Source organism: Mesorhizobium sp. M2A.F.Ca.ET.042.01.1.1 (genome assembly GCF_003997405.1).
Lineage (GTDB): Bacteria > Pseudomonadota > Alphaproteobacteria > Rhizobiales > Rhizobiaceae > Mesorhizobium.
Genome location: NZ_RZRX01000342.1, coordinates 1 through 5,249 on the forward strand (window position 1 = coordinate 1; position 5,249 = coordinate 5,249).

Annotated in this window: 4 protein-coding genes; 1 reads left to right on the forward strand and 3 read right to left on the reverse strand. The window is 57.3% G+C overall.

Features of this window, described 5'->3' with window-relative positions; genetic code table 11:
• Positions 1-530: hypothetical protein (locus tag EOA23_RS35895; protein ID WP_189341774.1), on the forward strand; the 530-nt coding region annotated here is incomplete at its 5' end.
• A 77-nt stretch (positions 531-607) separates the two neighbouring features.
• Here EOA23_RS35895 and EOA23_RS31205 read toward each other — a convergent pair.
• The 3 genes from EOA23_RS31205 to EOA23_RS31215 are packed head-to-tail and all read right to left on the reverse strand — an operon-like array spanning position 608 to position 5,108.
• Positions 608-1,501 carry a 3'-5' exonuclease gene (locus tag EOA23_RS31205; RefSeq protein WP_189341775.1) on the reverse strand — a complete coding sequence of 298 codons (894 nt, stop codon included), beginning with the start codon at positions 1,499-1,501 and terminating at the stop codon, positions 608-610.
• Entirely contained in the window at positions 1,501-3,525 is a 2,025-nt protein-coding gene (locus EOA23_RS31210) for a DUF87 domain-containing protein (protein WP_127306941.1), read from the reverse strand. The genes EOA23_RS31205 and EOA23_RS31210 overlap by 1 nt, the downstream gene beginning before the upstream one ends.
• Positions 3,522-5,108, reverse strand: a complete 1,587-nt coding sequence (locus EOA23_RS31215) for an SIR2 family protein (RefSeq protein WP_245474402.1) — start codon at positions 5,106-5,108, stop codon at positions 3,522-3,524. Before EOA23_RS31215 ends, EOA23_RS31210 begins: the two co-directional genes overlap by 4 nt.
• Positions 5,109-5,249 lie beyond the last annotated feature (141 nt).

A 5,249-nucleotide genomic window follows, 5' to 3' on the forward strand; every position in this document is an offset into this window, starting at 1 on the left:
TAGAGCAGGAATTGCGCGAACGCGAAGCAGCGGCGACCGCCAAGCTACGAAACGACCTGTTTTCGTTCTGGATCGTGTGGATTCCCCATGCGCAGTTGGATGAGGAAGGGGTTCGTGCCTGGGCGGCATTGCGTCAGGCATTTCTTGCGCGTGAGATCGCTTTGCCGGCATTGCCCGACGATAGCAGCAGCTTCGTTGCTCTCATGAATGGGCTTGCAAGTGTCAGGGAGGGCCAGCCTGTCGGATGGAGCTTCCAACATCTTGTGCAGGTTGCCCACCGAATCGCGGATGGCTATCCCGAGCACGTCGTGGCGTTTGGCCACGCCATCCGGCGCTTCGCACGGCAGAAGACGATCGAGACTCAGGACCGCACTGGGAAATGGAAGCAGCGCGCTGCGGGAATCGGCAAATCATTACGGGCTGGTGAACCTGACTTCGCGCCAGAGCCGTACAGCATTGATCTTGCCGGCTTCCTCATTCCCGGGCTGCAAGAAAAATTGGAATCTCTTGTCCTGAAAACTGCCTTGTAATCCACGTTGGCGTTTCGCGGGTTCCGAACGGCGCGATCAGCCATGAAAATCCCGTCTGAATAGTCGGCACGTGCCCGTCACACTCTCGTCGAGAACCGATCATATGCGGTGATGCGAACAGTTCGGACGTCAGCTTCATACCGATATATTTCGCGCAGAAGGTAGGCTATTTCTGCATCCTTTTCAGCGTCTGCGATATCGACGTACCAGGATCGTGGCTTTCCGTTTTCCTCACCGTTCCAGCGATACCCCCTCGCCTTCAAGAGATCCTTGCATTCGAATGGCGAATTTTCGGCCCAGATCCGCCAGGTCGGCAGGCGTGCATGCTCAAGCAGTTTCGCCAAAGCCGGTACACGCGCACGCGACAACTCGCGCGCAAGAATTTCTATAGCCGCCAAGCAATCATTCGCGGCCCGGTGTCGATCGTAGAAGAAGCCAAAGGCCATCGCGAGATAGGAGAGTTTCGTTCCCTCGAACCCTTCGGCGGCCCAATCAATTTCCGACATCGAACAGGCCCACGGCTTGGTTGAAAACACAGGGCTGAAGCGCTCCAGAAAACGCCGATCGAACGCCGCATTGTGCGCTATGACCACATGGGCCGGGCCAGCAAACGCTGTGACTTCCGAGGGATCTATCGACTGGCCGGAAACCATCGCGTCGGTAATCCCGGTCAAAGCGGTGATTTCGGGCGATATCGGCTTCGCCGGCTCACGGAGACGGTCGAAGGGTTCCAAAACTTCGACCACTTCACCATTCAGCGTATAGCGGAACGGCACCATTGCCAGTTCGATGATCTCGTCCTGTTCAGGATCGAGGCCTGTGGTTTCGACATCGACCAAGAGGCCCATGCGGGTCTCAGCATCGTCAAAATCTGCAAGGCGTGGCCGCGGCCGAAGTCGTCGGAGAATCCGATAATCCGGACTGGCCTCAAGCGCGCTGGCTAGTTCTTCCAGATTAGAGGCATCGATCATCAGTCGAAGATGCCTCCTGCACCAGCATCCCGAGCAGGCGGCGCACCAATGCGGACCTGAGCCGCTCGCCCTTGCTCGTGGAACCAAAGATCGCGGATTTTCGCGTCATCGCTCGCCGGGAGCGGGACCGCGTCACGCACCTTGAACGTCGTCGGAAGATTGACCGAGGTTCCGAAAACCAGAGCGTGCTGCTTTGGCAGAGAGGGAAGACGCTTCAAAACAGCATCCGAGATGAACGGTGTCATCTGCCGGATATGCGAGAGGTCATCCGGATTTTGGATGCGGTGAATCACGAAATTCGAGCACTGCGAAAGCACTGTCTTCGACAACTCGCTCGGCCGCTGCGACGCGACCAGGAGGAAAAGACCGTACTTCCGTCCCTCTTTCGCAATGCGCTCGAAAACGCGGCTCGCATCAATCGCATAACGTGAGGGCGTGGACGCAATGTAGCGATGCGCCTCTTCGAGCAGCAGGTGGACCGGAAAGCGGTTGCGCGGATCCGCCTGGCGGAGAAGCCGAAACGACATCCGTGCCAGAACGGAAGCCACGAGTTCCACCACTTCATCTTCGACCGCGTTCATGTCGATGATGATGACCTGATTTTGCTTCAGCCAGCCCGCCCCATTCTGCGCCAACCCGAGAAGCTGTGACAGAAAAACGCCCATGGACGGATCAACGCCACCGCCCTGCACCCCGTGCCGGAGAAAAGCATATTCGGCCCGTTCTTCCAGAGATTTGAATCGGGTGATCATCTGCGAGCAGTAGTCGCGTATCTGCCGGTTCCCATGCGCCTCCTCGTAGAGGATCGCGAGATCCAGCGCTTCGCCAAGGGCAGAAAACTCAAATGGAAGAGACTCATACGCAGGCATCTTTAGGCCATCGATGATGAAGCCTCCTCCCTGTGCCCCGCCAAGAAGATAGGTCGTCAGCCCTTCCGGATTGACCATCTGGCCGAAGTTGATCCTGATGAAGCGAGCAATCGTCGGGTTGTTAATTTGCTGGGTATTGAAGCGTTGCAGAAGGCCCACCATACGATCGTGTTTCGACGGACTTCCGGAATCGTCACGCAGGATCTGGCTGAGGCACGTCGCCAGGATATGGTTCTTGATGCCATTGAGTGCCTGCGCATTTCCTCCCGAAAACAGCGTCGCAAGACCGAGCGCCATGCGCAGGATCGGCACCTGGGTGCGTTCGCTCGCTTGCAGTAGCAGCTCCCATTCCGACTGTTCGAGGAACCAGTGAGGTAACCGGAAACGACCTTCGGCCGCTGTTCCATCCAGAATGACATGGGAAACACCAATCCCATTGCCGTTCGCCAAGGGGGTCAGCGCCCGGGCGTACTCTCCGTTGACGTCGAAAGCCACAAACGTCGCGCCACGCGCATGATGCTCGTCGGGTTTGTCGAACAACGACTGCAGAACGGAAGCGACCGTGCAGGACTTGCCGCTGCCGGTATTTCCCAGGACGGCCGTGTGCCCTCCGAAAAAGTCATCAATCCTTACCTTGACATCGTAGCCGTCAAAAATGACGGACCTGCCGATCGTCAGGGCGCGGAACCTGGTTGCCTCCGGCGGGATTGGTGGGCGCTCTCCCCTTTTCGGCGCAGGCTCGCTTGGAACGTCCGTTTCGAACACACGATCAAGCTCGGCGTCCAGGGCATAAAGCGCATCGGCGTAGAGCGACGGGAATATCGACACACCGAACCGAAATTTCTCGCCCGGCTTTTGAGGAAGCATCCCGACGGGCACGACATCCAGAAACTTCGCCGAAGACGCCTTGTCCATATCGCCATCGCGTCGATCCGAACTGCCGACATCGCGCTCTCGGAGCCCGACGACCTCGGCAACGACGTATTCCGTCTGGACCGGGACCATCAAAAAGGAACCGAGACGAGCCACGTAGTGGACATCATCGAAACCGACGACCGTGAAGTTGTCGGTGCCAGCATGCATCTCGACGACAAATTTGTCGGCCGCAACAGAGACAACCTTGCCGATCGCCCGCTTTCGGTCGTCGCGGCTCATTCCTGCTCCTCCTTCTTCTGGGAAGGAGCCATCGCCTCCAGAACCTTGCGCACAGCATCGTCAATGCGCTCGCTCGGCCTCTGCGGCAGGAACTGCTCGATGATGGTGGCGAAGTAATGCGCCTTGCGACCGGCTTCCGGACCCTCGCCCCCGATAATCCAAATTCGTGGATCCTTCAGGGCTTTCAGCTTGGCAATATCGCCCCCAAGGGTGGGATCGACAAAGATCACCAGCCTGAATGTCGGAATCGTCAATGCCTGGTAGATGATGTTGTTGATGTGCTCGTCGCCGAACGCATATCCCATCGTGAACAGAACGCTCTGCTCGCGAACGACGCGTGACTGGAATTCCCGAAAAAGGTCGGCGTATGGCGATCCGAGGCTGGCATTCTGCTTCGCCGGCGTCGGGTAGATCATCACCTTGCCGGGCTCTTCGGACGCGGCGGCTTCCCTGATCGGGAATAGCCCGTGATCATCCTCCGTCCAACTGATCGAGCCGTGGATCTTGCAGAGATAGACGAACCCATCGACCGCTGACCATTTGCGGCTGGTCAGATCGAGTTGTTCCGCCAGAGCATACCGGAATGTGGCAGGGTTAAAGCGACGCTCGACAACGCCGGAGAACCCGTTTGCATATGGCAGGCCAAGCCTGTCCATCGCCGTCTCGTTGAAAAGGTCGTAGTTGGTCGTGAACACCCAGGGCCGAGGCAATGAGCGATCACGCAGAACGAGCTTACGGTAGAAGGTCTCATATAGGTTCAGGACGCCGCGATCGCCTTTGGCAAAAGCCCCTTTGGTGCATTTGGCCCAAAGAAAAGCCTGGACCTTCTTGATGATCGACTCCACGATGATCAGTTGCTTTTTCGACACTTCAAGCGAGCTTCGCCCCAGCGAAAAGCGCAGGCTGTGAAGCAGTTCCATCAGGCGTTCGAGATTACGGGCATATTCCTGAGCGCTGATATCGATGCCAAGCTGCTCCAGAAGCACCTTGCGCTCGGCATTGGTAGGTAGCCCAGCTACATCCTGCTCATGCGCCTTGGTGAATTCCGCGGCAAGCGGCGCCATGGTCGGAATACCAACCTCGGCATTGTCGACGCGCAGCGACGAGCATCCCGCGCCGAGCAGGAATGCAACATTTTTCGCGTTCAGCGACTCAGCCAGGGCCTTGCGAAGGATATCGGCGCCGTCGCCCCAATCATATTCGCGGCCATCGGCGTCGCCTCCACGAATGAATCTGAATGTTTGTTTTGGCGCTTCGGCCTCAACCGGATTGTTCAAATCCCCCTCCCAGTCTTCCGGCTCAGGCTCGTCATGCTCAAGGCCGTAATCGAAATCCTCAACGACCTGATGTCGTCCCGCATTCGTCTCGTGATGGTTTTCAACCCCTATTGGATATTCCCACAGCGACCAGTTCAGTTCCCCTAATGTGGGATGCTCCAATACGGCTTCATAGTGGATCTCTGACCCCATCTGACGTTCATCGCCGCCCACGGCATCCCAATCCAGCTCATCACTTTCAATCTCGTAGATCTCGCCAGTTGTCGCGTGCCTGATGCGAGCAAGTCCCCTGCAATAGACGTTCATTCCCACCCCAACGAATCGTTCGCAAAGAAGTATAGTAAAACTTCGGGAAATTTGGCCTCAGGCGGATCCCCTTGCTATGTTTAGCGGGTAGGAACAGTACTGCCATTCGAAATCCTACACTCGACAGAAGCAGAAGGATCT

Coding starts and splice junctions, on each gene's coding strand:
- EOA23_RS31205 (WP_189341775.1), bottom strand. CDS start 1,501: ATGATCGATGCCTCTAATCTGGAAGAACTAGCCAGCGCGCTTGAGGCC.
- EOA23_RS31210 (WP_127306941.1), bottom strand. CDS start 3,525: ATGAGCCGCGACGACCGAAAGCGGGCGATCGGCAAGGTTGTCTCTGTT.
- EOA23_RS31215 (WP_245474402.1), bottom strand. CDS start 5,108: ATGAACGTCTATTGCAGGGGACTTGCTCGCATCAGGCACGCGACAACT.